Annotated in this window: 24 protein-coding genes; 5 read left to right on the top strand and 19 right to left on the bottom strand. The window is 47.7% G+C overall.

Features of this window, described 5'->3' with window-relative positions:
• The 5 genes from SPIBUDDY_RS00740 to SPIBUDDY_RS00720 all read right to left on the bottom strand — a co-directional run bounded on the left by SPIBUDDY_RS00740 (position 1) and on the right by SPIBUDDY_RS00720 (position 5,752).
• Positions 1-768, bottom strand: a complete 768-nt coding sequence (locus tag SPIBUDDY_RS00740) for an ABC transporter ATP-binding protein (protein ID WP_013605843.1) — start codon at positions 766-768, stop codon at positions 1-3.
• Positions 769-806: 38 nt separating this feature from the next.
• Positions 807-3,086 carry an ABC transporter permease gene (locus SPIBUDDY_RS00735; protein WP_215904717.1) on the bottom strand — a complete coding sequence of 760 codons (2,280 nt, stop codon included), beginning with the start codon at positions 3,084-3,086 and terminating at the stop codon, positions 807-809.
• 196 nt (positions 3,087-3,282) lie between these two features.
• On the bottom strand, positions 3,283-3,927 hold the full coding sequence (locus SPIBUDDY_RS15540) for a TetR/AcrR family transcriptional regulator (protein ID WP_013605841.1): 645 nt from the start codon (positions 3,925-3,927) through the stop codon (positions 3,283-3,285).
• A gap of 100 nt (positions 3,928-4,027) precedes the next feature.
• The gene (locus SPIBUDDY_RS00725) at positions 4,028-5,110 is read right to left on the bottom strand and encodes a serine hydrolase domain-containing protein (RefSeq protein ID WP_155816021.1); all 1,083 of its coding nucleotides are present in this window, start codon (positions 5,108-5,110) and stop codon (positions 4,028-4,030) included.
• 90 nt (positions 5,111-5,200) lie between these two features.
• A complete protein-coding gene (locus SPIBUDDY_RS00720) occupies positions 5,201-5,752 on the bottom strand; it encodes a GNAT family N-acetyltransferase (RefSeq protein ID WP_013605839.1) in 552 nt (183 codons plus the stop codon).
• A 197-nt stretch (positions 5,753-5,949) separates the two neighbouring features.
• Between SPIBUDDY_RS00720 and SPIBUDDY_RS00715 the strand changes: the two genes are divergently transcribed.
• A complete protein-coding gene (locus tag SPIBUDDY_RS00715) occupies positions 5,950-6,744 on the top strand; it encodes an SDR family NAD(P)-dependent oxidoreductase (RefSeq protein WP_041380455.1) in 795 nt (264 codons plus the stop codon).
• A gap of 100 nt (positions 6,745-6,844) precedes the next feature.
• Here SPIBUDDY_RS00715 and SPIBUDDY_RS00710 read toward each other — a convergent pair whose 3' ends face one another.
• The 6 genes from SPIBUDDY_RS00710 to rlmD all read right to left on the bottom strand — a co-directional run bounded on the left by SPIBUDDY_RS00710 (position 6,845) and on the right by rlmD (position 11,720).
• A complete protein-coding gene (locus SPIBUDDY_RS00710) occupies positions 6,845-7,723 on the bottom strand; it encodes a PhzF family phenazine biosynthesis protein (RefSeq protein WP_013605837.1) in 879 nt (292 codons plus the stop codon).
• 108 nt (positions 7,724-7,831) lie between these two features.
• Positions 7,832-8,113 carry a hypothetical protein gene (locus tag SPIBUDDY_RS00705; protein WP_215904716.1) on the bottom strand — a complete coding sequence of 94 codons (282 nt, stop codon included), beginning with the start codon at positions 8,111-8,113 and terminating at the stop codon, positions 7,832-7,834.
• Between the two features lie 7 nt (positions 8,114-8,120).
• On the bottom strand, positions 8,121-8,417 hold the full coding sequence (locus tag SPIBUDDY_RS00700; protein WP_013605835.1) for a type II toxin-antitoxin system RelB/DinJ family antitoxin: 297 nt from the start codon (positions 8,415-8,417) through the stop codon (positions 8,121-8,123).
• A gap of 238 nt (positions 8,418-8,655) precedes the next feature.
• Positions 8,656-8,805 carry a cupin domain-containing protein gene (locus tag SPIBUDDY_RS16485; RefSeq protein ID WP_155816020.1) on the bottom strand — a complete coding sequence of 50 codons (150 nt, stop codon included), beginning with the start codon at positions 8,803-8,805 and terminating at the stop codon, positions 8,656-8,658.
• A 150-nt stretch (positions 8,806-8,955) separates the two neighbouring features.
• On the bottom strand, positions 8,956-10,302 hold the full coding sequence (locus SPIBUDDY_RS00695; RefSeq protein WP_013605834.1) for an RNA-binding domain-containing protein: 1,347 nt from the start codon (positions 10,300-10,302) through the stop codon (positions 8,956-8,958).
• 245 nt (positions 10,303-10,547) lie between these two features.
• On the bottom strand, positions 10,548-11,720 hold the full coding sequence (rlmD, locus tag SPIBUDDY_RS00690; RefSeq protein WP_013605833.1) for a 23S rRNA (uracil(1939)-C(5))-methyltransferase RlmD: 1,173 nt from the start codon (positions 11,718-11,720) through the stop codon (positions 10,548-10,550).
• 71 nt (positions 11,721-11,791) lie between these two features.
• On the opposite strand from rlmD, the gene SPIBUDDY_RS00685 reads away from it, so the two are divergent.
• The gene (locus tag SPIBUDDY_RS00685; RefSeq protein WP_013605832.1) at positions 11,792-12,544 is read left to right on the top strand and encodes a fumarylacetoacetate hydrolase family protein; all 753 of its coding nucleotides are present in this window, start codon (positions 11,792-11,794) and stop codon (positions 12,542-12,544) included.
• Between the two features lie 145 nt (positions 12,545-12,689).
• Here the strand turns inward: SPIBUDDY_RS00685 and SPIBUDDY_RS00680 are convergent, their stop codons facing one another.
• Positions 12,690-13,991 carry an ATP-binding protein gene (locus tag SPIBUDDY_RS00680; RefSeq protein WP_013605831.1) on the bottom strand — a complete coding sequence of 434 codons (1,302 nt, stop codon included), beginning with the start codon at positions 13,989-13,991 and terminating at the stop codon, positions 12,690-12,692.
• 15 nt (positions 13,992-14,006) lie between these two features.
• On the opposite strand from SPIBUDDY_RS00680, the gene SPIBUDDY_RS16250 reads away from it, so the two are divergent.
• Positions 14,007-14,345: a fumarylacetoacetate hydrolase family protein gene (locus SPIBUDDY_RS16250; protein ID WP_245523790.1), complete on the top strand. Its 339-nt coding sequence runs from the start codon at positions 14,007-14,009 to the stop codon at positions 14,343-14,345.
• A gap of 128 nt (positions 14,346-14,473) precedes the next feature.
• On the opposite strand, the gene yicI is transcribed toward SPIBUDDY_RS16250, so the two are convergent.
• Genes yicI through SPIBUDDY_RS00655 form a run of 4 tightly spaced genes read right to left on the bottom strand, consistent with a single transcriptional unit; the run spans position 14,474 to position 19,844 of the window.
• Positions 14,474-16,798 carry an alpha-xylosidase gene (yicI, locus tag SPIBUDDY_RS00670; protein ID WP_013605830.1) on the bottom strand — a complete coding sequence of 775 codons (2,325 nt, stop codon included), beginning with the start codon at positions 16,796-16,798 and terminating at the stop codon, positions 14,474-14,476.
• 13 nt (positions 16,799-16,811) lie between these two features.
• Positions 16,812-17,642, bottom strand: coding sequence for a carbohydrate ABC transporter permease (locus tag SPIBUDDY_RS00665; protein WP_013605829.1), 831 nt, complete (start codon positions 17,640-17,642; stop codon positions 16,812-16,814).
• Positions 17,639-18,529 carry a carbohydrate ABC transporter permease gene (locus tag SPIBUDDY_RS00660; RefSeq protein WP_013605828.1) on the bottom strand — a complete coding sequence of 297 codons (891 nt, stop codon included), beginning with the start codon at positions 18,527-18,529 and terminating at the stop codon, positions 17,639-17,641. Before SPIBUDDY_RS00660 ends, SPIBUDDY_RS00665 begins: the two co-directional genes overlap by 4 nt.
• 55 nt (positions 18,530-18,584) lie before the next feature.
• Complete coding sequence (locus SPIBUDDY_RS00655; RefSeq protein WP_013605827.1) at positions 18,585-19,844, bottom strand: ABC transporter substrate-binding protein; 1,260 nt, start codon at positions 19,842-19,844, stop codon at positions 18,585-18,587.
• Positions 19,845-19,976: 132 nt separating this feature from the next.
• On the opposite strand from SPIBUDDY_RS00655, the gene SPIBUDDY_RS00650 reads away from it, so the two are divergent.
• Positions 19,977-21,068: a LacI family DNA-binding transcriptional regulator gene (locus tag SPIBUDDY_RS00650; protein ID WP_013605826.1), complete on the top strand. Its 1,092-nt coding sequence runs from the start codon at positions 19,977-19,979 to the stop codon at positions 21,066-21,068.
• Here SPIBUDDY_RS00650 and SPIBUDDY_RS00645 read toward each other — a convergent pair.
• A complete protein-coding gene (locus tag SPIBUDDY_RS00645; RefSeq protein ID WP_013605825.1) occupies positions 21,065-21,892 on the bottom strand; it encodes a DUF6544 family protein in 828 nt (275 codons plus the stop codon). The genes SPIBUDDY_RS00650 and SPIBUDDY_RS00645 overlap by 4 nt on opposite strands.
• A 1-nt stretch (position 21,893) precedes the next feature.
• The gene (locus tag SPIBUDDY_RS00640; protein WP_013605824.1) at positions 21,894-22,352 is read right to left on the bottom strand and encodes a MarR family winged helix-turn-helix transcriptional regulator; all 459 of its coding nucleotides are present in this window, start codon (positions 22,350-22,352) and stop codon (positions 21,894-21,896) included.
• A gap of 102 nt (positions 22,353-22,454) precedes the next feature.
• On the opposite strand from SPIBUDDY_RS00640, the gene SPIBUDDY_RS00635 reads away from it, so the two are divergent.
• Positions 22,455-23,051: a cadmium resistance transporter gene (locus tag SPIBUDDY_RS00635; protein WP_041380448.1), complete on the top strand. Its 597-nt coding sequence runs from the start codon at positions 22,455-22,457 to the stop codon at positions 23,049-23,051.
• Here the strand turns inward: SPIBUDDY_RS00635 and asnB are convergent.
• Entirely contained in the window at positions 23,048-24,724 is a 1,677-nt protein-coding gene (gene asnB / locus SPIBUDDY_RS00630) for an asparagine synthase B (RefSeq protein WP_013605822.1), read from the bottom strand. The two genes, SPIBUDDY_RS00635 and asnB, sit on opposite strands and share 4 nt — an antisense overlap.
• Positions 24,725-24,800: the final 76 nt, after the last annotated feature.

Raw genomic sequence — 24,800 nt, 5'->3', positions numbered from 1 at the left:
TTAGATTCCGTTCTCCATCAGCCACTTCATCACATTCTCCTCTCGTTCCTTGAGCTGAGCCTGCTTAGCGTCGAATTTACCCATGTTCTTTTGTGCAACTATTCTTCCATCGAGCATATAGAGTATTCGCTCGGTTTTTGCTGCTACCTTTGCATCGTGGGTAACCAGCATCGCGGTGGTGCCTGTTTGATTGATATTCGCAAGAATTTCCATAATCTCGGCTGCCGATTTTGAATCCAATGCCCCAGTCGGTTCATCCCCGAATATGATGGCGGGATCGTTGATCAAGGCTCTACAGATACCGGCTCGCTGCAGCTGTCCCCCGGAAGCCTGTGTGATGGTATTATTCTCAAGTGTATCGATTCCAGTCATTTCCAACAGTTTCTTTGCTTTCTGATGGACCGCATCCTTATCCGCTCCCTTTTTTACGAGAGCCGGAAACATAACATTATCGATCACCGAGAGGTTCTTCAAAAGATTGATATCCTGAAAAATGAACCCCATGGTGGTGAGACGAATTTTTGCCAGCTCTTCTTCCTTCAGGCCGCCAAGTTCACGCCCTTGCACGGTGACGCTCCCGCTGGTAAGCCTGTCCATCCCGCTGAGCGTGTACAAGAGCGTAGACTTTCCACTTCCCGAGGGACCCATGACCGATACGAATTCACCCGCTTCAATCACCAAATCGATGTGCTTGAGAATATGAAGTTCATTATTATTGCCCAAAGTTACTTTCTTATTCAGGCCTTTTGCTTCAACTATTGCATTCACCAGTTCTTCCTCCGATTAGTACCTTCATCCAATGTACGCTAACTTCTTAGTACCACAGAAATATCGTCTTCTACCGTAACCCTGCAGCAAACCGATACGGTCAGGCCCACCACCACTAGCAGTATAAGCGGGCACACCAACCAGGTCTGCCAAGGGACCTCGATGAGTTGCATGCTTGCAACCCCCATTGAGGACATTGCCATACTCACAATCAGGCCGCCGAGGTAATGGGAAGCAATCACTCCTACGATGATTCCAAGGACCAGAATCGTTATCGTTCCCGTCATATAGTGGCCCCTGATGGTTTTGGTATTCAGTCCAATGCTTCTCATGATTGCGATTTGGGACATATCCTTTGACAGCAGCATTTTCAGAAAAAGTGCAGTAATCAACACGACAATGAGGATTGCAACCAAACCACCGAATAGAACTACTTTTCCCATCTGATCGATGAGGTTTCCAAGAGTCTGTCTTGTATACTCTCTGATGTCATTAACCTGAGCAGTTGCATACGATTTCTGATAGTAATCCATTTTTTCGCGTATCTCGACGCCTGGAACGACATCGATGTTCACGATGTACCACAGAATGGAGTCTTCGTTCAAACCAAGACTGCTGTGTGCTTTTGCGGTTTTTCCGCCATTGGTAATGTCCTGATAGATACCGCACACCTTCAGTCTTGTATCGACTCCGCCAACCTTTATTACCACCTCATCACCTATGTTCTTATGTAATCCATCTGCTGAGGCATTGGCATAGGAAAGTGCAATTTCTCCCTCCCTCATCGGCGCCCTGCCTTGCAAGTACTGTAAGGGGAAGACCGAGAAATCACCCGTCTCAAGCAATACATAATCCCATGCACCTTCTGTGTTCTGTATCTGGTAGTAACAGGTTACATAGGCTGCAAATGTGTGGATGTCCGAGTCATGTGCCAATTCTTCCTGCAGCCTCTGGAAATCCTGTACGATGGTCTTCGTTTTTCGTACATCAATTCTCATATCGGATTTCCCAATTCCCATGTAGGTTGAAAAATCCGGGGAATTCATGGTGTTATAGACATTCAGGGGAAGAATTACGATGAAGGTACTTACGATAAAAATCCCAAGCAGCAACCGATACAACTTGAAACGCACAGCGACATCACGAAGCGCCATGGAGAGGTTGGTGCCCAAAAACTTGTTATTCATCAGCGAGAACCTATAGTTCTTGCTCTTCCCATTCTCCCGTATATCGGAACGCAAGGCCTGGACTGCCGTGATGGCATCGATTCTTTTCAGTACTTTCTTGCAGTACAGCATGATCATGAGATAGACAAGCAGGGGGGCAACAAGGGAAAGCACAAATTTTAGGTTTCCCGTCAGGTCCGAGGAGAGAAAAAGCCGCATATTGCCGCTGAACAGCTGAACTGCACCAAACGAGAGGAGATAGCCCAGTAATCCCGCAGCGAGTGCCATGACTCTGTATTTGGTCAGGTACACACCCCTGATGTCCCTTTTACAGAGTCCCATCGCCTTCATGACCCCGATTTCTCTCAGGTCCTCATCCATGGTTGCCAAAAACGTAAGTTTGATGCAGAACGCGGAAATAACGATGAGCAGGCTCCCGATTACCACAATTACCATGGCAATTGCCACATCGGACATCGCATTGAAGAGCATGAACACCATCGCCCCGACGGTAGGACCGTTTGCCGGAAGCCCTGCTTCGATATAGGCAGTCTGAACAGCCTGGGCGCTGCCGTTTTCTTTCAGCTTGAATTCAATGATGTATTCCAAGGTACCCGTTTGCTTCTCGAGCATACCCTCATAGTCGGCCGGGTTGACGACAAATCGCTTGGAAGAAGCAATTGCGGCATTCATCTCATAGTCACGTACGTAATCGGAGATGGTGAACGCTTTCGTATACTCTTGTGTTGCCACGGTGAGGGTATCACCGACTTGTAGGTCATGCTCTACCATGAAATGGATGGGAACCGCCACTTCCCCTTCGCCCACCTCGAGCTTCTCATTGTTCAGGTCCAACAGGAAATCGAACTTCTTATTCTGCACGACAAAGAAAATATCCTGGATGGTTCCCCCAAAGGTTTTATTGTCACCATATTGGATATCGAATCCCTCGATGGGCAGAAGCGTCATCGTTTCCTGCATTGCGATATGCTCTTGGTTTTGTTCGGTAAATCTGTCCAAAGAGGCTTGAGAATATTCTCCCGCATGCATCTGAGCAATATCGGCAGGGCTGGCCTTCTCCTTCAGATCGGTTATCGACTGGATCAGGTTTGCGATGATGTTGGTCGCACTGGAGCCCAATATAACTGCCATGGTCATCAAAATAAAAACAGAGAGCGTGATTACTTTTTTTCTCTTGAAGTCATTGAGTACAATTTTCCAAAACATTCTGTTTTTCATTCCTTCCTGTAGTGTTTGAACATACCAGTATCTGACAGTCATCGCGTGGCATGACCGGTTGTTTGCACGGAAGCCGGAGGGCTTTACAAGGTATTTCCTGTGCTTTCTGTTACTTCGATTGAAACGCTCTCATACTGAATTCAAAGATGTTTCTCAATGAATCAAAAGGGGTTAAATCCAGTTCCTGGCGTAAGTATTCCTCATTATAGACGACCATCGAGACAGTTCCCAGAATGAGTGCTTTCAGAAACAAGACACCGCTTTGGACATCAACAGTACTTGCGATACTTCCGTCCAATTTGCCCCGGGATATGCAGTCGGACATGTAGCTGGACAGATTGGCATTCTTGGCAAGTATCTCATCGTAGATTCCCAGGTTCTTGAACTCTCGCAAATCCTTGAGTTGGTAGATCGACATCATTTTTGTGTAGAAAGGCTTCTTCACGGCTATTTCGGTAAATACAATCCTCATTAGATCAAGTTTCTCATACCCGGTCATAGACTCTTTCTCATCGAGCTTCGCTTTGATCATCTGATTGATTTTATTGGCGGCACGTACATAGATCGACGCCATTATTTCGTCCTTGCCCTTGAAATAGGCATAGAGCGTTTGCTTGGTAAACTCGGCTTCCTTGGCAATTTCATCCATGGTCACCGTTTCAAAGGTACCTTGTTCATAGATGCGTTCTACTGCATCCAGTATTTCATTTCGTCGATTTTCAATGTCTTTTTTCTTACGAATGGACTTTGTCATAGACTCGCCTTCCAATGTATTAGACTCTTAGTCTAATCTATCTTACTGCAAGTATTTTGTATAGACACAGAAACAGGAATGTCTATAAATATCAAAACAATTACAATCCTTGCATCAGCTTTACACCGAGCACTGTTGCGGGAATACGGGATTTCGCTGAGAGGTTTGAGAGAATCACCACAGCTATCTGACGAACAGGATCGAAGGCCAGATAGCTGTTGTACTTGCTGGTTGCACCGTTATGCCAGATAAAACCGTTCTCTTCATCGATTATCCAAGCCATTGCGATCCAGTCGAGGCGGATGCCCAGCAGCTCATACTGCTCGTTTGTGGCACCAATGTGCTGAAGGCTTTCCTGGCTTGAACCGATGTAGCCTTGCTTGCCAAGCTGCAGCTGCGCATACGCCAACATGTCTTCAATAGTTGACACCAATCCACCGGCACTCAGGTATGCATCGCCTGCCTTCCACTGCCAATAGTCGCCCAAGTCCCCGTTCTTATCAGAAATGTGCGTATTTGGCAGATGCAAATCGTCGCATGCCAATGCAGTAACCAGTGCTGCATACTCCTGATCGTAGATTTCTTCTAAAACAAGAGCCAAGGTGGCATAGCCGAAGTTTGAATACTCGTATGCATACGTTGTGTCAGGCACGGACAACGAAGCCAATCGATTTCTTACCATGGCTTTCGTAATGCCGAAAAAGTCGTTATCCCTGGTAAAGAAGTTCGCTGCCATCGGCCATGCAAAATAGAGTGACTTGTAGCCTGAGGTGTGCGTCAAAAGCTGTTCGATGGTTGGATACGTGTTGTTGGATGGCAGTGCAATATACTGATCGATGGTATCGTCCAATGAAATCCTTCCTTCCTGAACGGCTTTCGCCACCAGCGTTGCCGTAAAGGTTTTCGTCAGAGAACCAATTTCATAGGTGTGAAGCGTAGGAGGAAGAATAGCCCCATCGGGGCCGTAGACGGTATAGGAAGCTTGTCCGTCCTTGAGTAGGCCTACCGTAACAACCGCCCCTTCATTGTCCTGCAGCGTGTAGTGCAGAGCCTCATCGAATGAGAGAGCCGGAATCTTTCCCATCATTGCCTTGCCATACAACGACAAGCCAAGAAGGGCAATGACAATACTAATGAGAAGCCCTGCAATAAGACCGATTGTAATGATTGTTTTTCGATTCATGTCCAAATACGTGCTCCTCTGTATGTAGCAAACTTCAACCCTATACTACGCAAAGCAGAGAGAAAACCATACCTTGCAGCCGAGTGGGAATCAGCGTTCGCTCATCCTTGATGTACAGGAATTGAAAGAGAGCACGTCTCCCAGCGTCCCGTCATGGTACTTGTTTTCAGGGCATGAACGTCTCACTTCGTATGCCCCGTTCGTATATTCGTTGACTACTTTGTCCCAGAAATACACGGAAGGGGTATTCTTCGGATGGTAGCCTATCTCCCATGTTCCAGGGAACGAATCAAAAAGGTACTTGGCAACATACCTTCCAACACCGCCACGCCGATACGTGTACATCACAAAAAACTCTGCCAGGGAATAATCATAATCCTTATGCACAATGAGGCCTTCCTTGTCAAAGAGAACAAAGCCTGCCCACGTACCATGGACAGAGATCAGCAAGGCATGATACCCCTCTTTTGTCCAATAATCGGATGCGCATGTTTCAAAAGCAAAATTCCCATCCGCATTCACCTCAAGCGTATTGTACTGGGACCATTCATAGCAGTACATCTTCAGCAGATTTCTCAACACAAGGTGCTCATGGATGGTTTCTTTGGTAACCATACCCAGTTTGATATCGCCCATCTGCATGTGCCAACTCCTCTCTTCATAAACCTCTTGGTGCAGTTTCCATCCTTCTTTAGGCATCAAAACTCTGGCTTCACTATGAGCGCTCCGAACAAACATGTCCACCTCTAGAATGCCTCATCACCGAATTCCGTTCCCGCATCCTTGGGTTGCAGGTCAAGGTAGATTCACAGTGGAAGTTCAGCTATAGTAATTGGCATATGAGTATGAACATTCTCGTAACAGGCTCAAGCGGAGGCATGGGATTCGCAACCTGCCAGCTGTTGGCCGCATCCGGATATACCGTGTATGGTCTGGATTATCGTCAACCAAAAGGTCCGTTTTCTTTCCATTTTCTCACAGCCGATGTAACAGACAGCGCCCAACTGGAAGCTGCTTTTCAGAGGGTCAAGGAAGAAGCTGGTTCCATCCAAGCTATTCTTCACTTTGCAGGAATGTACGATTTGAACTCCCTGATCGAAATCCCCGAAGAAGAATTTGTCCGCATCTTCAATATCAATCTCTTCGGGGTGTACCGCATCAACCGCCTCTTTCTCCCGCTCTTGGAACCAAGCGGAAGGATTATTATCACAACCAGCGAATTGGCGCCGTTGGACCCGCTTCCGTTTACCGGAATATATGCAGCAACGAAAACTGCTCTGGAAAGCTATGCGTATGCACTTCGCATGGAGATTCAGCTTCTCGGGTTCAGTGTATCGCTGCTACGTCCGGGGGCTGTCAGTACCGCCCTCTTAGGGGTTTCCACAAACCGATTGGATGCTTTCTGTGAAACAACTGAATTATACTCATGTAATGCACTTCGATTCCGCACCATCGTCGACAAAGTGGAGTCGCACAGCATCCCATCAGAGAAGATTGCGAACCTGGCATTACGGATTCTGAGGGCCAGACGGCCACGGTATGTGTACACTATCAACCGCAACCCTTTACTTCGGCTCTTGAATCTTCTCCCGCCTTCCTGGCAGACGGGAATCATCCGTCGAATATTGCACTAACTGTTTTTCAGCCGGGAACACTATCTTCAGTTGCCTTCACTGCCCCAGTTGTGACACATTTGCAGTGTTTCACTTACGAAGTACTATCGGCTTCGATTCCTCATCCATAGAACGTTCCCTTGGCAATAATCGAAACATTTCCACTGACAAATATGTTTCCTGTTTCTTTCTCTTTCAAAACTCGAAGTTCACTCGGTCTTTCTAGAAATCGCCCTTGGTGAAGGATCATCTCCTCACCTTCTTGGCAGATACCATGCTCACACAGATATGCCCCCACCGGTCCGGCGGCACTGCCTGTGGCCACGTCCTCAAGCCCACTAAAATCCCATGTTCTACCTTCCATTGCATCAATATCAAAGACATAGACAAACTTTGCTCCGTAGGAGAGAACCAGCGATTCGTAGTCCTTTGCAATAATGCCTGTGTTTTCAATTCCATTGCGAATGGGAACGATAAGGTAGGATAAACCGGTTGTAACAACCTCTAAAGGATATGCTTTTGCAAGATCATCCATACTTAACCCAAGCGGCCTTATCAACTTCGCATAGTCGGATGCTGCAATGCATCCGATAGTTTGTGCTGGTCCCTGATTCATACTACAGACATATTCTTGCCCGTATTCGATGGCAACACTGGTAACGGAAACATCCTTGCAATTCAGATGAAATATGACTTCCGCTTGTTCCTTGAGTCCATGCACCAGCTGCACTACAGCAGCGGCGCCAAGGATCGGATGCCCCGCAAAATCGAGTTCTTCATCTTTGGTGAAAATTCTTGCTCTATATTCGCAATCCTGAAGCTTTCTGAGAAAAATCGTTTCATACTGCTTCATTTCCCGGGTAATCTGAAGCATCGTTTCATTTGTTGGAAAGCGGTTGCAAATTAAAACGGTTAATCCATTACCGGTAAGCTTTCCTTTTGAGAATACATCAACATGGTAGTATTGCGTATGAAACCTCCCTCTTGGTTTTCTATCAATCTAGTGCATATTCAGTACTGCCAGCGATAGCAATTCCATCGATTGCAGGAGAACTGATCACAGTAATATGATAAGCCCAACCTGAACTACGACGAAGTTTTCCCAGCCTTATGTAGTGCGATATTCCTGACGACAATCTACAATTGCATCAACATACACAGTATCACCTGAAATGAAGAATACAGCCTTGTATCTCTTTACAAATACAGCCCTTCTATACTTTCCAGCAGGAAGATTCAAATCCGCTTCCAATTGATAGAGATAAGGATTGTCTTCAAAACTTTTCAAAACAAAAGCTACCTCGTTTCTCAGGATTTTTGCAGCAGAAATACTTACCTGTGCAAGAAAACGCACATGAACAACAAGCATCTCATCTGCCTTACGAGACATGATGACTCTATACTTCATAGCTGGCTTCTGCCGCTGCAACAATCAAGTCAAGTTCTTTAAGAATATCATCTGAAGATCGCCCAACATATCCATTATTCCTCTCAGCTTCTGCTGTGAGTAAATCTGCGTACAGCGTGTTTTGAGACGAAAGGGAAAGGCTCAACGGCACTGATTTCTCCCGTACAATCTGGTTCAGCAGCATATTGAATGTTCCGTTCAGGGTCATCCCCAATTGATTCAGTATCTCTTCTGCCTGAGCTTTCAATTCGGTATCTGTTCGTAGACTTATAGTTGTGCTTGCCATCTCTATCTCCTGATACCAAGGATATCACAGTTATCATGCATTGCATATACATTGCAAATAGTATACCGAACGACAATGGGAATTGCTGCTCTCAACGTCAGTTCTACCCCCTTGTCAAAAGCACCATCGTCTCCAGATGAATTGTGACAGTAGTATTGATGCAGTTGCTTTCGGGAAACAAATCAACCCTGTTCTGAGCGTTTGTCAGTTCGTGGGAACATATCCAACAAATCTACGTTTATCGTTCTACCACAACCGTAAGGATAATAAAATCTTCATCACCTTTATTGACTATGCTATGCCGAGATCCCTTATGACACACATAGCAGACACCAGCAGACAGGGATTCTTCTTCACCATTACATAAAGCCTTTCCCCTGCCTGACAATACTTACTAGTCGGCATATTCCCATGAACACATCCGTGTCGAGTTGACTGAATAGGAATCCCAAAAAGACTGTGTGCAATTCAACAGTACCAAACTCTCAACTTGTTCAAGACTGAAACAATTATGTACCTGATACATACGAAAGAATTTTTATTTTATTCGGACCTTCCATGTACCATTCTTCTTGCTTCCTTCTCGTTCGAGGAGCCCCTTTTCCTTCAGAGTGGAAATAATCCTTTGAACAGTACGATATGAGATACTGCATTCTTTTTCCAACTCCTTCGTGGTTGATGTAGGATTCACTATCAACTGATTGACGACACTCCGTTCCTGTTGAGTAATCGAAACACCAGACGCTTCTATCTGTTGAGAGCTTTTTAATGCGCCATTTAATGCGCCACTCAACGAAGCCACTTCCTTGTCATAGGGAATGACAACATTGATGAATGAATCATGAATATCGAACACTCCCTTTCCATATTTACTTATTACAGAAGGAATCCCATGCCCTGTGTGCTCAGTAATTCCAAGTTTTGCAAAGATTTCCATCAAGGAAGAATTCCGAGGCTTACTGATTCCCATGAAGAATTCTTCTCTTGTTAGGCCTACAGGCAAACCTCCATGAGATGTTATTTCCAGTCTGTCATCATAGAATGCAATAAGGGGCTCTGTGATTCTGTAGTCATTGTGAATCAAGGCATTCATGACAACCTCATTTACAGCATCCAGATCAAATAGCCGTCTCTCCACCCTAGGTCTGACTGTAGTGTCTACGACACAAGTATTTTCTGCTTCAAGGCGATTACGGATCTTATCATATGCCAACAAGATAGAGTTATTGCCATAATCCATTCTTTCCGAGATGGAGGACTTATCCTTTCCCCTGAACCTGACTACAATAAAAGGAACAGTATTCTTGTCCGATAGAAGTTCAGCCAACTGATTGTATTGTCCTTCCAGATTACGGAGCTTAAAGTTTTGTTCGAAGAAGTTTTCGTCAAGATGGTATCCCTTTTCAGATAGGAATATCTTCAGCGTGCGGAATGTAATATTACCGAAATACGCTGGCCTTTTTATCATCAGGTCACTATCCATAAAGTTCCTCTGATACCTGACATTGATCATTTCGGAAGACAAGGATTTGCAGGTTGTTCCAACCCTGATATGGCAACCATTAGAAGACAATCCGAATTTCCTAATGCAATAGATTCCAGAACTACCTTTAGAAATATTCAATTTGATGACAATGACCTGTCCCTCATACACAACCTCAGGACGGACACAGTCAATGGCATTCGGTTCTATTTTATCTGTGATGATATCAGAGATTTCTCTCAGGGTTTCATCTATCTTCGGCACGCCAATGACTGTCCCATCATCCTTCACACCGATATAGACACTTCCCCCATCACTGTTCAGAAATGCCTCGATATCCTTTACGAGTGAGTCAGTGACCTTTTCTTTCAGTTCAACCTTTTCAGTTTCGAAGTATTTCAATAAGTCGTCCTCCACTCATAGTGTACCAAATATTTTGCCAAATATCTTTTTTATTACGCCATATTTTGGCGTAATAAAAATTTCCCTGTCTTTCTACTCATTACATCATTACATCAGGACTATAGTCTTCCCCTAGTGTATCAGAGGAAGCAATCTTGATGATAGAGAACACAACTAAGCCTTTTAAAACAATATTTTACAGAAAACATCGCTCCAAAGGCCTTTCTTCGCCATTTTGGGTTGTTTTAATTATCCAGGTCGAATCTTCTAGTCATCAAGACCACAGTCTCAAGATGCTCGGTATGCGGGAACATATCCACCGGCTGGATGCCACTGACTTCATAGTCACTGAACCTGAGTAGGTACCGAAGGTCTCGTTCCAGCGTTTTGGGATTGCAGGAAATGTAGACAATGCGCTTGGGAGCAAGCCGTATGGCCGCTGCCAAAAAGCGTTCGTCACTACCGCTGCGTGGTGGATCGAGGAAAAGAACGTCACAGCTCTGCTTTGCCTTGGACATCTCCTTGAGGTGGGCTGAGGCATCGGCACAGATAAATTCTGCATTGGTCAGGTTGTTGCGCTCAGCATTCAATTTGGCATCTTCGACAGCTTGCTCATTCGATTCTATACCAATAACTTGCTTTGCACCTTCTTTTGCGGCTATCAAAGCAATGGTTCCCGTACCACAATACGCATCCACAACAACGTCATCGTTGTCAATCTGTGCCATGCGCATAGCAAGCGTATAGAGGACTTGGGCCTGCTCGACATTGACCTGGAAGAAGGAGGAGTGGGAGATGCGGAAGGTAAGAGAGCAGAGTTCTTCCTCAATGTAGCCTTTTCCCCACAGGACTTTTATGGGAATCTCACTGAGTACCATGCTGGTCTGTTCGCGATTCATATTCAGTGCGATGGTGGTAATTTCAGGATGCTGCTGCTTCAGTGCTGCAATGAAATTATCCGATGAGGGGATCGGCCACTGAGCGCATACCAGGACCACCATGGCCTCATTCGTCTTGCGGCTGATCTTGATCAGGACATGGCGAAGGTAGCCATACCCTTCATCCTCGTCATAGGCGGTGATCTGGAACCGGGTGGCTAGGTTGCGGATTGTCTTGAGGATGCTGTCAGCAAGCGGGTGCTGCACCATGCACGTACGAATGGGTACCAACAGGTGGGTACCCTCCTGATAGATGCCGCTGACCAGGCTATCTTTCCAATCGTAGCCGAAAGTAGCTTGGACTTTGGTGCGATAGCTGGTGGGATCGTCCATACCTTGTATGGGGGCAATTGGACCAAACTGGCCCAGCAGGTCCTCCAAATAAGCCATTTTCATCTCCAACTGCTTGGAGTAGGAATAATCCATTAATTGACAGGCGCCGCAGGTGCGGGCCAAAGGACATTTTGCATAACGTTTCATACTCTATACGGTGGTGGGAAACGCATACTTTGTCAATTGTCTTTCCTAGCCCTCTTTGCTATGCTTAGCCTATGAAATACCTACGCTTCACTTACCAGGACACAATCAAGTACGGGCTTCTTGAACAGGAGACCATTCAAGTACTCGAGGGTTCTCCCTTCGAGCAATACACAATTACTGACAAGAAACTCAATCTTTCAGAGGTTGAGCTGCTCACCCCTTGTGAGTATACCAAGGCTATTTGCATTGGGCTCAACTATAAGGACCATGCCCAGGAGTTCCAGCTTCCCATCCCTACCGAGCCGGTGGTTTTCATTAAGCCCTCTACGGCTTCGCTGAATCCTAATGGGGTTATCCAGTACCCTGCAATGTGCAAGCGTCTTGACTATGAGGCCGAACTTGCCATTGTCATCGGTAAGAAAGCAAGGTTCGTTCCCATCACCGACGTCAACAAGTATATCCTCGGCTATACTTGTGCCAACGATGTCACCGCCCGTGACCTCCAACCCAAACAGGGGCAGTGGACTGTTTCCAAGAGCTTCGACACCTTCTGCCCTTTCGGGCCCTTCATCAGCGATGAGGTAGATCCCTCCAATCTGGTCATTGAAAGCCGGGTGAACGGCAAAACAATGCAGAAGTCCAATACCAGCAACCTCATTTTCTCGGTTCCCTTCCTGGTAAGCTACCTCTCACAGGTAATGACGCTCCTGCCCGGGGACATTATTCTCACCGGAACACCGGGCGGCATCAGCGGGATGCACCATGGTGATACGGTACAGATCATCATCGAGGGGTTGGGAGTGTTGAAGAATACGATTGGGTAAGCAGGATATCCTCGATGGTCACTACCAGTTTCAGGTAGTGGCCCTTGATTGCCAAGAGATTGACGATTTCTCTATCAGAGTACTTAACAACAGGAAGATGTTAAAATCCGACATCATAGGGAACACTCATAGTTCTTACTCTGAACTACAATCTGATCGAATCTTCTTCCAACAGAAACTGTTCTATCCCTAAATACAAGACACCTGCATTGTCATGCCAAGGAATGATATCATCCTTGATAATGACAATCTTCTTAAATGAATCATGTATGGTTCTAAAAGGTCTTGTCTCCTGGATTCTCTTCTTTTCGTCATCAATCGACAATGCAGACTGGATGTAACATACACGTGATCCATCATTTGCAACAAAATCAACTTCAAGCTGCTTCCTTACAGTCTTGTTTTCTGCATCCTTTTCAAAGGCCTCAAGGTTTCCCACGTCTACACTATATCCACGGAGCATAAGCTCGTTGTATATGACATTCTCCATGATATGGGTCTCTTCCATCTGACAAAATCCCAACCTGGCGTTTCTCAGTCCAATGTCTGTGAAATAATACTTCATAGGCGAACCTATATATTTTCTACCTTTAATGTCAAACCTTTTGGCTTTGGACAAGATGAATGCATCTTCCAAGTACTCAAGATACCTTGATATTGTTACATGGGAAATTTTCTGTTTTTTCAGTGACAAGAACGTATGCTCCAGTCTGGTTGGATTTGTCAAGGAACCAATTGCCGATGCAGTAAAATCCAGAAGATCTTCCAGCGTCTCCCTGTCATTCAAAATTCTGTTCCTTTCAACAACATCGGTTATGTATATCTTTGAAAACAAATCCCTGAGATATTTTGCTTTATCCTCATGGCTTCTTCTGCTAAGAACAAAAGGCATGCCTCCATATGTGATGTAATCCCTCCATGCGTGCCTTTTGTCTTCGCCATACTGAGAATAGAACTCACTGTATGACAGAGGATTCATGCGTATCTCATCCCCTCTGCCACGGAATGCGGTCAGAATATCACTAGAAAGCATTTTTGAATTGCTTCCAGTGACATAAAGGTCGATGTTCTTGATTGCCATAAGACCGAGAAGTGTATCGACGAACGTTATTTTTTCTTCATTGGAAGCAAGATATGGGTTTTTGATTTCAGCAACTTTCTGTATCTCGTCAAGAAACACATACTGCATTTCATGCGATTGTGAAGCTATCTCCCTTATATACTCACCTAGTACAAGTGGATTTCTGTATTTGGCGTTTATGTCCTGATCCAAAGCCAGCATTATGATTTGGGACTCTTTTACACCGCAGTCCAACAGATAGTCATGATATAGAGTGTTCAGAAGAACGCTTTTTCCGCTACGGCGTATGCCAGTAATGACCTTTACGAGCCCATTTTCTCTTCTCTCAATCAGCTTCTTCAGATACCTATCTCTTTTAATTATCACAAACACACTCCGTTTTTGTGTATCCACACACTTCTAGTTCACTTCAATCATATAAAACATGCCTTTTCAAAACAACAAGATTCGTACTTTTTATGTGTATTAACACAAAAACAGTTCATGAATAAAAATTCCACCGCTGCACTGGCCCAAGATGGGGACATCAAATACCCTGCGAGGTGCAAGCGCCTTGCCTGCGAGGCCGAGCTTTCCATCGTAATCGGTATGAAAGCGAGGTTTGTGCCCCCAGCCAAGTCATCGAGGGTCACTACCCGTTTCGGGTTAGTGATCCTTGATAGCCAGAAGATCGGCAATCTCTCTCTATCAGAAGCTTCAGGAAGGCTCCTGCATGCTTGAACATAAAAACCTCATACCCTCTTCTTCTCCGGATTTTTCAAAAGCTAAACTCTGAAAACCAGTGAGCCAAGAATAAGGGCCCTCACCTTGAAGGCCCTTATGAAAAGATACTCTTTCAATCGCATAGTCTATGCAGTAATAATCCTGCACTCCTTCTCGTGGGAAGAGAATGTCACCACGATACCTTGCATTGTCCGGGAAAGCTTACCGGCGGAAACTGATGCAACCTGGTCGATGTTTCTCAGACACAAAGCCCAGTTCTTCATCGCCCCTTCTACCGCAACCTCGTACACAGAGCCGCTTCTTCGTACCTTGCAAACCGCCAGCTCTGTACCATCATGTGCATGCACGCTGGCTTTTGCCTCTTTTGCGTCATCCAAAGCAAAAAGATGGAACGTAACTTGGTCGTTGTAGGCATAGTCGGGTTTCTCTGTATTGCTTCCGATAGCCAGGAGGCTGTTCGGCCTCACAAAGAGAGGAAGACTGAAATAGTCATAGTGCTCTTCTTGATAGGCACCACCCTCCACTTCCTGGTTGCTCAACAGATGGGTCCACCTACCCTTGGGCAAGTAATACACAGCCTTTCCATCGCCTTGGAAAATGGGCGCTACCAACAGACTTTCACCAAGCAGGTACTGCCTATCGAGGTATGCACAAACAGGATCGGAAGGGAACTCCAGAACCATGGCACGCAGCATCGGAAGCCCAGTCTCATGTGTTATGCAAGCTTGGGTGAAGAGGTAGGGCATCAGCGAGCATTTGAGCTCTACAAATGCTTTGAGAACCTTGCAGGCCTCTGCATCGAAGTCCCAAGGCACGCGATACGATTCGTTTCCATGCAGGCGACTATGGGAGGAAAGCAACCCGAAGGCAACCCAACGCTTGAATAAGTCAGCTGTGGCAAGCTTCTCGAAGCCTCCGATATCGTGGCTCCAATAGCCGAACCCACACAAGGAGAGCGACAAGCCTCCGCGGATGCTCTCTGCCATCGACTCATACGTAGCCGAACAGTCACCTCCCCAATGCACGGGGAACTTCTGACCGCCGACGGTTGCAGAACGGGCAAAAACCAATGCCTCGTGTTTACCGCGTTTTTCCTGGAGCAGGGTAAATACCGCTTGGTTGTAGAGGTATGTGTAGTAGTTGTGCATCAACATAGGATCAGAGTGGTCAAAATATTCAACCTGGGTGGGAATTCTCTCACCGAAGTCAGTCTTGAATGTATCGACCCCCATCTCCAGCAGTAGGGCCAGCTTGCCCTGATACCACTTCACCGCCTCGGGATTGGTGAAGTCAACCAAACCCATGCCGGCTTGCCAGCGGTCCCACTGCCACACGCTGCCGTCAGGATTCTTCACCAAATAGCCCTTTGCCATCCCCTCATCAAACAAGTACGATTTCTGGGCGACATAGGGATTGATCCATACGCAGATCTTCAGTCCCCGGTCATGCATCCGTTTCAGCATTGCCTTGGGGTCGGGGAACTGGCGTGTATCCCACAAGAAGTCGACCCACTGGAATTCACGCATCCAGAAGCAATCGAAATGAAATACATGCAACGGAATCTTTCGCTGCTGCATTCCATCTATGAAACTGTTCACCGTCTTTTCATCATAGTTTGTTACAAAGGAGGTAGAGAGCCACAGACCGAACGACCACGGCGGAACCAAGGCAGGCTTGCCGGTAAGCAAAGCATAATTCGCCATCACTTCCTTCAGGTCATCACCGCCGATGATATAGTAGTCGAGGCATTGGCCGGGCACTGAGAACTGCACCGCGGTAACCACCTCCGAGCATACCTCGAAGGAGACCTTGCCCGGGTTGGCAACAAGCACCCCGTAGCCTTTGGAGGAGAGGTAAAAAGGAATGTTCTTATAAGCCTGCTCGCTGCTGGTACCCCCATCCTCGTTCCAAATATCCACTACCTGTCCATTCTTGACAAACGGGGTAAAGCGCTCACCAAGTCCATAAATGGTCTCCCCTACACTGAGGTTGAGATACTCCACCTGATAGGGATCCTGGTCATGCAGGATGGCATGGCCGCCGAGCAGGCCGGCTGAGACGGTCAACGGTTTGCCTTTATACAGAAAGTGGACATCAGCAGGCCCGCTGGTCGCCACCTGTGCACATACATCCTGCGTCCGGGCAGAAAAACCTTCGGGATTGTGTGTTATGTTCAGCTGCCCCGGCTTATCAGCTGCAATCTCAAAGAACGGTCCCTTCTGCAAGGACCCCTTGAAATGATAGGAACGTACATGCAGCACATTCGGAAGCGGAGAGCTCAGCTCTAGGGTAATCATCGGAGTATTGAGGGTTGACCCGCGATGCTCGATCTTCTTGGTAGCAGCGAACACAGAGAGCTTTCCCTGGTTTTCTTCTATATCGACAATAGCAACCTTTGGCAAATGACGAACGTGCTTGTGGATATTCCAATAGCCGTCTCTAAATTTCATAGTCTATCTCCCGTTATGTTTTTACCGCACCGGCGATCATTCCCTTGATGATGTAGCGTTGTAAGCTCAAGTAGAACAGAATCGCCGGAAGAATGGTCAACAAAACCCCTGCCATGGCAAAGTTCCATTCGACCTTGTAAAGACCAAAAAAGTTATAGGCTGCCAATTGGAGGGTCAAGGATTTTTTCGAACCGCTGAGCACCAACAGAGGCAGTAAAAAGTCATTCCACATCCACATCGTATTGATGACGATGACTGAGACGGTCACCGGCTGCAACAAGGGGAAAATTATCTGAAAAAAGGCTCGAAGCGGCGATGCCCCATCGATAAGAGCACAGTCATCGAGTTCCTGGGGTACCGATTTTACTGCGCCATGGTACATGAAGAGGGCTAAGGATGCACCCAAACCCCAGTAAAGAACTCCCAGACCCAAGGGAGAGCCGATAAGGTGCAGTTCCTTGGCCACCTTTACCAGCGAGATCATAAAGGAATGGAACGGAATCATCATGGGAGCGATAAGGACCATGAACATAATGAAGCTGTACCGGGTCTTGGTCCTGGAGAGTTTGTACCCTGCCAAGGAACTCACCAATACAACACCGCAGACACCCACCGTGGTCGCCAGCATGGTATTCATAAAATACCGGGGATAGTTCATGATCTTGAACGCATTCTGAAAGTTCTCCCAGACCAGCCTGGTTGGGAGGGAAAGTACATTGCTGGTAATCTCACTGAACGTCTTGAATGAGTTGATGACCACCAAGAAAAGCGGATAAAGATACCCGATGGCAATCATGAAAAGAATAATCGTTGCCATGGTTGCAGGAAACGAACGCTTTTTCATACTTCCACCTCCCGCTGCTTGAACACCCTGACTTGGATGACTGAGAGGATAAGAATCATCAGAAAGAGTACAACGGACTTCGCTGTTCCATAGCCGAATCGGTTGATGACAAAGGCTGTTCGGTAGATATCCAGAGCAATAGTGGTGGTGGTATTGCCCGGTCCCCCGTTGGTAAGGCTGAAAATGACATCAAAGGCCTTCAGCCCATTGGAGAGGGAATGGAAGACACATACGGTTATAGACGGCATGATCAAAGGCAAGGTAATGCGAAAGAAACGCTTGGTCCGGTTCGCACCGTCGATCATGGAAGCCTCGATCAGGTCGCGGGGAACGGTCTGCAGTCCTGCAATGTAGACTACCAGATAAAATCCCAGTGAGTGCCACAGAGAAACCATGAGCACACTAAAATAGATAATATTCACATCCCCCAGCCAACTGAGCATAAAAACTTCCCACCCCGTTTTCTGGAAGAAGGAGTCAAAGCCGGCGGAGAAAATAAAACGCCAAATGTAGCCGATAATGATCAAGCTGATAATATTGGGCACATAGAACGCCGCACGAAGCACGTTCTTTCCCCGGATATCGCTATCCAGAACAACGGCAAGCAGCAACGCACAGATGTTGATCGCCAGCACACTTCCCAGGGTAAGGCGCAAGGTAAAGCCGAAAGCTTTCCACATGTCCAGGTCGTCAAGAAACAGTTCCTTGTAATTCTCCAGTCCGATGAAGGTTTGTGCCTTGTCCAACCCGTTCCATTTGGTAAAGGAGGAGAACACACTCATCAGAAAGGGAATTTCAACCGAGACAAGGATTGCCGCAAAAGCCGGCAGGGTGAAGAGGAGGAAGATCAGACCTCTATTGAGCTGTTTTCGTTGCAGTTGTGTCATGCTGTCTACCTAGTGGCCGGAATTTCTTCCGGCCACGATCGAAGGTGAAACGTTGTTACTGAGCTGCCTTGGCAATCTTGGCGTAGGCTGCATCCAGAGCATCGAGGGTCTGAGCGCGATCGGTGATACCTGCGCAATAGCCCTGCAGAATAGCCCCAAGCTGTTGCTCGGTTCCGGTGGGGAACATCTGGTAGAACCAGGGATATCCCGGGGTTCCACTTGCAAGCAGAGCGGAAGTTTCCTTGGCAACCTGGGAATCGGGGGCTGCCGCTCCGATAATCGGAGAGAGCTGCTTTACCTTTGCTGGAATCCAGTTCTTGCCATATTCGCTGGTGGTGAGCCATCTCAGCCAATCGAGCGCCGCCTGACGATTCTTTCCGTCCTTGGCGATACGAATAGTCTGGTTGGAATCGAACATAATACCGGCAGTTGCTGCATTGTTTCCCGTCGGACCGGCAAGGAAGCCGATTTCGATTTCTGGATTGGTCTTGCGGATGGAGTCCTCAGCCCAGTTGCCCTGATGGATCATAGCAACCTTGCCTGTTGCCAGGGAGGAAGTTTGGTCGTTGAAGTCTGATTCGTTCGGCTTCGGACCGCCATACTTCTTGATCAAGTCCAACAGATCGAACAGTTGGGCCATTTGGGGAATGTCCTTGAATTTGAGAGAACCGCTGTTGAGCATGCCTACGAACTTCTCATAACCGCCATAGTTTTCGGTCGGCACATTGCCGATGGCCTGCCATGCAGTCTGGGGAAGTACCCAGAATTCCTTGAAACCGGTGGCAAAAGGTTGTACGCCGTTGGCCTGCAGTTTCTTTGCAACAGCCTCAAACTCGGAGAGGGTCTTGGGAAGGGCGGTAATTCCGTTATCCTTGAAGACTTTCTTGTTGTAAATGAAAGAGTGTGACTGAACCAGGAAGGGGTAACCGGTCACTTTTCCATCGCTGATGACACCCTGGAGGGCACCGGGTTCGATCAGCTTAATGAAATCCTCATTGGTCAGGTCGTAGACATAATCCTTGTAGGTGGAGTTGTCTGCATAGGCGCTGCTCATGAAAACATCAGGAACGTCGCCGGAGTTCAGACGGCTGGTCAAGACAGAACGGTAATCAGTCTGCAGAACGGTAATGTCGAGGGTAACACCGGTTGCCTGCTTATACGCAGCAACCATGTCGGTGTACTGCTCGGCAAGCTCAGGGCTGTAGAACAACACATTAAGCGTGACAGGTTCATCCTTCTTCTCCTGTTGTCCTGCTGCAAACAGAGGACTGAAGGCAAGTAGAAGTGCCAGCAATACTAACAGCATTTTTTTCATTTGATTCTCCTTTTTTTAGTACCAATAATCAAATACTATGGTATGTTATACGTATAACACACGGGTATTCGGTTGTCAACAAAATACTTTTTGTGAGAAGATAACCGATATTCTTGCTACAGCAGAGGACGTATGGGCATTACACAGAAAGAAATTGCAAAGAATCTGGGAATCTCGTACATGACTGTGAACCGTGCACTGAACAGCAACGGGTATGTCTCTGATACATTGAAGCAAAGAATCCTCGATTATGCAAAAGAAATGGGATATGAACCGCACCGGGCCAGCCAGGTGTTGGTTCGCAACAAGAAACGAACCATCGCCCTCTTCTCCTCCACCCTTCCCCGCTATTTCTGGGACGAGATCAACAAAGGGGTACAGGTGGCAGCCCAACAGCTGAAAGCCTTCGACTACGAAGTGCACTATCATCGGGTTCCCGAACTCGACACCCAAGCCTATCTCACCTTGCTTGAGCAAGAAATTGAACACGGTGTCGATGCGGTCGCCCTGGTAAACCAGAGAATGTATGACATCGCAACCATACTTGACCGCATTGAGCAGGCAGGGCTTCCCTATGTAACCTTCAACATCGACGCCCCCCAGAGCAAGCGCCACACCTATATAGGATCGGATTATGCAGCAGGGGGTCGGCTTGCCGCCGACTTCATCGCCCGGACCCTTCTCCTCTCAGAGAAGAAGGAGGTTCTGGTACTCCAATGCAATGAGGATAATCTTTCCCAGGCAAAGGGACCGAACATCAACAACATGCGCCTGGAAGGCTTCATGAATCTCATGAAGCAATCATTTCCTCACATTATCGTCCATATCGAATACTTCGATACCAAACTGCAGGCACAAGAGACGGATACTCAGATTTTCAACCTTGTCCAACAATACCAAGGCAAGGTACAGGCAATGTACCTGATCCCGGCCTTCAATACCAACTTCCTGCATGCCTTGGAAATTGTCGGCATGCAGAACACCATCACCGTCCTGCATGACTTGGACAGCACAGCCACCCTCCACCTGAAAACCCGACTTCTCAGTGCCGTCATAGACCAAAGCCCCACACTGCAGGGATACTATACGGTCTTGGCCTTGGAGAAAATCCTTGAGTCAAAGCGAAAGGTGGAGCTTCCCACGCTGCAGATCGACCACAATCTTGTGCTCACCGAGAATAGAAGCCTTATCCACGGCCTGGCAGCGGCGAGGCTGATGTCTTAGAAGTAGGTTATTTCGACATCCTTCCCATCAAAGTAAACCAGATCCCCTTCAGGGTAGTGCCAGGTTGCCTTCAAACGGGTAGGAACTCGCATGCCATCGATGGTGGTGTACTCGGCACACTCGGCAGTCCAGGGAATTTGGGCCAAAGTTCCATCGAATGAGGCGGCCATACGATCATTGGTAGTGAATTTGACCATTTCTCCCTTCTCGTTGAAGGTGAATATCCCGCTGACTTGGATGCCATAGGCTTTCATGGTTGCTTTTACTGTCAGCGCATCCAATTCTTCATAGGTAATATCCTCACGCAAGGCAACCGACGGCAAAAAGAAGGCTTCGGCAAGGTAGGTGACCAAACAAGCCTTGTCCATATAGTCCCCCCTCTGGTTGAAAATCCTGAAGAACTTGGCAAGGTAGCCTTCCATGGCACCTTTTCCCTCAGAGTAGGAGTCCAACCCTTCAAAAGGCAGACCATAGATTCTGCTGCTGATCTGCGCATAGCGCTGTGGCCTTTCTGCACGGTTGAGCTGCGTGTAATCGATGGTGACCGTAGGCTTGTTCACTCCCAAGGAGAAAGGGGTATCAGAGAAAACAGCCTTCAACCCACTCATTTTCTGCTTTCCGATGTATCCACCCTTGATGAAGTAGTTCTGCACTGCCATAGGATACCCTTGCAGCTGTTCTCGGGTGAAAGTCTCACCTGTTGCTTGCTGTGTAGCGATAAAGACTCGCTCGATAGCTCTGAAACGAGTTTTCACCTGCGAAGGGACCAGAACCAAGACAAGTACAGCAACAACCAAGACTGATAGGATGATCAATATCGCCATGTTAGTTCTCCTTCGCATATGACTGCTCCATTCCTTGTAGGTTTTGCATCCACTGAGAAAATCCCTTCTTCACTGCAACAAGGTCCTCGGGTGCAAAGCCTTGATAGAACATCCTGATGAAAGCCTCTTCCTTACCCTCACGTGTCCTAAGATGGTCGAAACACGCCTTGGTAGGAGAAACAAGCAAGGAACGCTTATCCTCTTTTGGCTTATGCAGGGTAAGAAACCCCTTCTGCTGGAGAATCTGAGCCATCTTCTTCACATTCTGCCTGCTCGATCCCATGCTCTGCGCCAATTGGCTGAGCGTACACTCCATTCCGGGCTCCTTGCACAGAACTGCCAGAAGCAGCCACTGCTTGGTGGAAATCTGGTCATCCATCTGGTCGCCCAGAACTTGGAGACGGTTGGCAAGCACAAACAAGGTGCCAAAAAGTTCTGCTTTCAGTTGGTCGGGACCCATAGTTTTACCTCTGTACGTAACTAGTTACGCATATTAGGTAATTGGTTACCTTTTGTCAATGCCCCTTGACTTTCATCCGGATAATTCTTGACTATGATGCACATGCAATCAGTTGTACTCTCTGCAATCGTAGTCTTCATCTCCACCAGCATCGATGACCTGGTACTTCTCATCCTCTTTCATGCACAGGCAAAGACCCGCGCCCAGCGCGCATCGATTCTTGCAGGCCAGATACTGGGTATCGGGATGTTGGTAGCCATCAGTCTGTTGGGCTCATACCTTGCGAGCAGAATGCTCGAAGGATGGGTTATAGGTCTTCTGGGCTTTATTCCCATCATATTGGGAATAAAGGCGATGATGAGCAAGGATGTGGAGAAAAACGAGACTACGACAATCAAAGCGAAAAGCCTCTTTGCGACCGTCACCTTGGTGACCATCGCAAGCGGAGGGGACAACCTGGGTATCTACATACCCTGGTTTGTCACCCTCGACTCCGCCTCAGTTATGGTGACGATGGTTGTATTTCTTGCCCTCATCCTGCTCTTTTGGGCCCTGGGATACCTCTTGGCAAACCAGAGCCATATAAAAGCACTGCTCTCCCGCTTCTCAACGGTACTGGTACCGGTGGTCTTTCTCGTGCTTGGATTGGTCATCCTCAGCGAGAACGGAACCTTTGCGAAGCTGGCAAGCTTGTTCTAGTAGGCAGACTCATGCACTCCGCTTATCGCCCGGCCGCTGGGCTCGTTCATTTTCCTGAACGCCTCGTCCCATTCCAACGCCTTGGCGGTTGAACAGGCGACCGAGTCCTCACGGGGAACACAACGCGCAGCACTTTCACTGGGGAAGTGGGAAGCAAACAGACAGCGATAGTAATACTCCTCCTTGGTGGCAGGGGTATGAATGGGAAAGCGCTTGGAAGCAAGGGCAAACTGTTCATCGGTGACGAGGTTTGCCGTCATCTGCTTGAGCGTATCGATCCAGTTGTATCCAACCCCGTCGCTGAACTGTTCCTTCTGCCTCCACGTAATCTCAGGCGGCAAATAGTCCTTGAACGCTTCTCTGAGCAACCACTTCTCGATCCGCTTGTTCTCCCCGACAATAGGGCAGAGCTTGAGGTCGGGATTCAGGTTCATCGCCACATCCATGAACTCCTTGTCCAAGAAAGGAACCCTGCCCTCCACGCCCCAGGCGGCAAGCGATTTATTGGCCCTGAGGCAGTCATACAGGTGAAGTTTGGAGAGCTTGCGAACCGTCTCCTCATGAAATTCACGGGCATTGGGAGCCTTGTGAAAGTAGAGATAGCCACCGAAAATCTCGTCGCTTCCCTCTCCGCTGAGCACCATCTTGATGCCCATCGACTTAATCACCCTTCCCAGGAGATACATCGGGGTTGCAGCCCTGACGGTGGTGATATCACTGGTCTCCAAATGATAAATGACATCGGACAGCGCATCGAGGGCTTCCTGGATGGTGAAGTGTACCTCGTGGTGCACCGTCTTAAGGTAGGCTGCCGCAATGCGGGCCGCCTTAAGGTCGGGAGAGCCTTCGAGGCCGATGGCAAAGGAGTGGAGCCTGGGCCACCATGCCGTTTCCTGGTCATCGCTCTCCACACGTTTCTGGGCATACTGGGCGGTAATGGCTGCAATAATCGAGCTGTCCAGGCCACCGGAAAGCAATACTCCGTAGGGAACATCGCTCATCAGCTGTCGCTTCACCGCCGCTTCGAGTGCGTGTTTTACTTCCTCGATGCTCCCACCGTGTTCTTTGACTACATCGTAGCTGGTCCAGGAACGTGAATACCACTGCTTGGGCTTTCCATCGGGACTGTAGAAATACTGACCGGGCAGAAAGAGCTCAATGGAGGAACAGACTCCCTCCAGGGCTTTGAGTTCACTTGCCACATAGTAATGGCCCTCATCGTCCCATCCTTGATACAGGGGAATAATACCGATATGGTCGCGGGCGATGAGAAACACATCCTTTTCCTGATCGTAGAGTGCAAAGGCGAAAATACCGTTCAACTCCTCAAGAAAATCAGGGCCCTTGTCTTGGTACAGGGCGAGAATGACCTCGCAGTCGCTCTGGGTCTGGAACTCATAGGTATCGGCGTAGTGCTTGCGAATCTGCTGGTGATTGTAGATTTCACCGTTTACGGCCAACACGATATTCCTATCTTTGCTGTACAGCGGTTGACCTCCCGACAACGGGTCGACGATGGCCAGCCGCTCATGGCTGATAACCGCCTTCTCTGATGCAAACACCCCGGACCAATCCGGTCCCCGGTGACGAATCTTGCGTGACATCGCCAAGACCTGGGAACGCAACTGGGGTGTATACGAGCGAATGTCAAACATACCTACAAATCCACACATCCTCTACCTCCAACAACAAAAAAGACGTTCCTTTCCCGCTAGGGTTAGGAACGTCTTTGTTCTTGGGTCGATACTA

The sequence above is a fragment of the Sphaerochaeta globosa str. Buddy genome, assembly GCF_000190435.1.
GTDB classification, from domain to species: domain Bacteria; phylum Spirochaetota; class Spirochaetia; order Sphaerochaetales; family Sphaerochaetaceae; genus Sphaerochaeta; species Sphaerochaeta globosa.
Note: the sequence above shows the minus strand (reverse complement) of the source record. Positions and strands in the feature narration are given on the sequence as shown.

Bases quoted from the DNA above. Each gene is read 5' to 3' on its own strand.
- SPIBUDDY_RS00735 (WP_215904717.1), bottom strand. From the start codon at position 3,086: ATGGCAGTTATATTGGGCTCCAGTGCGACCAACATCATCGCAAACCTG.
- SPIBUDDY_RS15540 (WP_013605841.1), bottom strand. From the start codon at position 3,927: ATGACAAAGTCCATTCGTAAGAAAAAAGACATTGAAAATCGACGAAAT.
- SPIBUDDY_RS00725 (WP_155816021.1), bottom strand. From the start codon at position 5,110: ATGAATCGAAAAACAATCATTACAATCGGTCTTATTGCAGGGCTTCTC.
- SPIBUDDY_RS00720 (WP_013605839.1), bottom strand. From the start codon at position 5,752: ATGCAGATGGGCGATATCAAACTGGGTATGGTTACCAAAGAAACCATC.
- SPIBUDDY_RS00715 (WP_041380455.1), top strand. From the start codon at position 5,950: ATGAGTATGAACATTCTCGTAACAGGCTCAAGCGGAGGCATGGGATTC.
- SPIBUDDY_RS00705 (WP_215904716.1), bottom strand. From the start codon at position 8,113: ATGTCTCGTAAGGCAGATGAGATGCTTGTTGTTCATGTGCGTTTTCTT.
- SPIBUDDY_RS00700 (WP_013605835.1), bottom strand. From the start codon at position 8,417: ATGGCAAGCACAACTATAAGTCTACGAACAGATACCGAATTGAAAGCT.
- rlmD (WP_013605833.1), bottom strand. From the start codon at position 11,720: ATGAAACGTTATGCAAAATGTCCTTTGGCCCGCACCTGCGGCGCCTGT.
- SPIBUDDY_RS00685 (WP_013605832.1), top strand. From the start codon at position 11,792: ATGAAATACCTACGCTTCACTTACCAGGACACAATCAAGTACGGGCTT.
- yicI (WP_013605830.1), bottom strand. From the start codon at position 16,798: ATGAAATTTAGAGACGGCTATTGGAATATCCACAAGCACGTTCGTCAT.
- SPIBUDDY_RS00665 (WP_013605829.1), bottom strand. From the start codon at position 17,642: ATGAAAAAGCGTTCGTTTCCTGCAACCATGGCAACGATTATTCTTTTC.
- SPIBUDDY_RS00660 (WP_013605828.1), bottom strand. From the start codon at position 18,529: ATGACACAACTGCAACGAAAACAGCTCAATAGAGGTCTGATCTTCCTC.
- SPIBUDDY_RS00655 (WP_013605827.1), bottom strand. From the start codon at position 19,844: ATGAAAAAAATGCTGTTAGTATTGCTGGCACTTCTACTTGCCTTCAGT.
- SPIBUDDY_RS00650 (WP_013605826.1), top strand. From the start codon at position 19,977: ATGGGCATTACACAGAAAGAAATTGCAAAGAATCTGGGAATCTCGTAC.
- SPIBUDDY_RS00645 (WP_013605825.1), bottom strand. From the start codon at position 21,892: ATGGCGATATTGATCATCCTATCAGTCTTGGTTGTTGCTGTACTTGTC.
- SPIBUDDY_RS00640 (WP_013605824.1), bottom strand. From the start codon at position 22,352: ATGGGTCCCGACCAACTGAAAGCAGAACTTTTTGGCACCTTGTTTGTG.
- SPIBUDDY_RS00635 (WP_041380448.1), top strand. From the start codon at position 22,455: ATGCAATCAGTTGTACTCTCTGCAATCGTAGTCTTCATCTCCACCAGC.
- asnB (WP_013605822.1), bottom strand. From the start codon at position 24,724: ATGTGTGGATTTGTAGGTATGTTTGACATTCGCTCGTATACACCCCAG.